The organism is Endozoicomonas sp. SESOKO3 (assembly GCF_024606255.1).
This window is the reverse complement of the sequence record NZ_JAHHPR010000130.1, coordinates 1-1,779: the sequence shown is the minus strand read 5'-3', so window position 1 is coordinate 1,779 and position 1,779 is coordinate 1. Positions and strand designations below refer to the sequence as shown.

1 protein-coding gene is annotated in these 1,779 nt (G+C 50.5%); it reads left to right on the top strand.

Going from position 1 to position 1,779, the window contains the following annotated elements:
* Positions 1 to 185 precede the first annotated feature (185 nt).
* Positions 186 to 1,779, top strand: a 1,594-nt coding sequence (locus KDK18_RS02305) for a hypothetical protein (protein ID WP_257252906.1), incomplete at its 3' end; no start/stop codon positions are given.

The window sequence follows — 1,779 nt, the reverse complement described above, 5'->3', positions numbered from 1 at the left end:
CCGGGTTACAGTCTCGGGAAATACATTGGCCTGATGTTCGAAATTGATAGCGTCGCTACCCTGGGTCAGACAGGTGCACGCTCCAGCCAGACTCTGGGCTTTACCTTCGTGACCACTCTCTGAATCAATCTGAAGGCTGTGCTGCCGATGGAAAAAATAAGAACACCTGACTGAGGATTTTCCTTTTGAAGCATCGTTTACTGTCTATACCGGCTCTCTGCCTGATGTGCCTGTCAGAGGCTTGGTCTGACGATACTGATCTTCTGATCAATGGCTTCAATAATGGTCAGGTTGATTTTCTGGGGTTTGCTGCACCTGCATCGGTCGGTGATGCCGCAAACTCGCTGCAAAACTCTGATGAACTCTATTACATCCTGCTCTGGATGATTAATGGTCCTGGCTGGCGGGGAAACCTCAAACGCTACAGTCTGGGAACGGATAACCAGGTTTATGATGCCAATGGTCATCTGGCCATTGATTCGTCCACCGGATTTTTTACCGGCAGCTCCAGAAGTTTTTGGGGTAATACCAACGATGGTAACAGTGCTACTTCAGGAGGAATGGCTGCCCATTTGAAAAAAAGTCGGACGGTGGTCTCCAATATTACTGGCAGTAACAGCGCCAACCTGAATGCTTCGGGTAATCGTGTCACTGAGAATAACGCGGGCATTACCACCGGGATTCTGGGTCTGTCCGGAAGTGCAGCGGCAACGAACCGTACCAATGTTCTCAAGTGGGCCAGAGGGGTTGATGTAGACGACGAAGACGGTGACGGTTCTACTACGGACAACCGAACCAGTACGGGCGATCCGCTTCATACCCAGCCAAAAGTGATCACTTATTATAAGAACAGTGCCGGGTCCGTGGTGGACCGAACGGTTTATTTCACCACCAACGACGGCTTCTTACACGCTGTGAATACCGATAATGGCAGCACTGAGTTCTCATTTATCCCTAAAGAGCTGCTCGTTAACCTTAAAATCTACAAAGACAATCTGGTACAAGGGGCAGACCACTATACCGGCCCATCTTCCGATGAGGGGTGTGTCTGGAACTTCAGAATACCCGGTAGTTGCATCCCTGAATACTGGTGCAGTTTTCAGTATCAATTGTTTGATATTCATCCTTCACAAAGTTGCCGTCTCAATGCACCAAGGACAGATGGCGACTGTGACTATAATATATTTGCGCCCCCGGGCACCTGTCACAACCCTGAGTTTTGCGAGTATCGCTATCGCTTTGGTGATCTCAATCTTAATCAGAGCTGCAGGCTCAGGAGCCGCCCTCAAATACCTCCTCCCACTGTGAATAATACACCGGTCAAGCTTTATGGCATGGATGGCCCGATGACGGTATGGATCAATGATGCCAACGGTGATGGTGATGTTCTTCAGAGCAATAATGGCTTTCCCGATTCCGGAGAGCATGTCAACCTTTATCTCACCATGAGGCGTGGTGGCAGTAATATCTACGCTCTGGACGTCATTCGCAGATATAACCCGGAATTGAGATGGGTGATTCGAGGCGACCAGGATAGGAACAATCAGGCAGACAGCACAACACTGAATCCTGATTTTCCTGAGCTGGGCCAGACCTGGTCAGCCCCGACTCCGGCAAAGGTCCGTTTTAATGGAGCCGACAGGCAGGTGCTGTTGTTCGGTGCTGGCTACGATCAGGATGCCGATGAACAAACGACGATCGGCCATAATGACATCGGGCGGGGAATCTACAGGGTGGATGCCAGCACAGGCCAGAAGCTCTGGTCTGCCGGCAACAGTG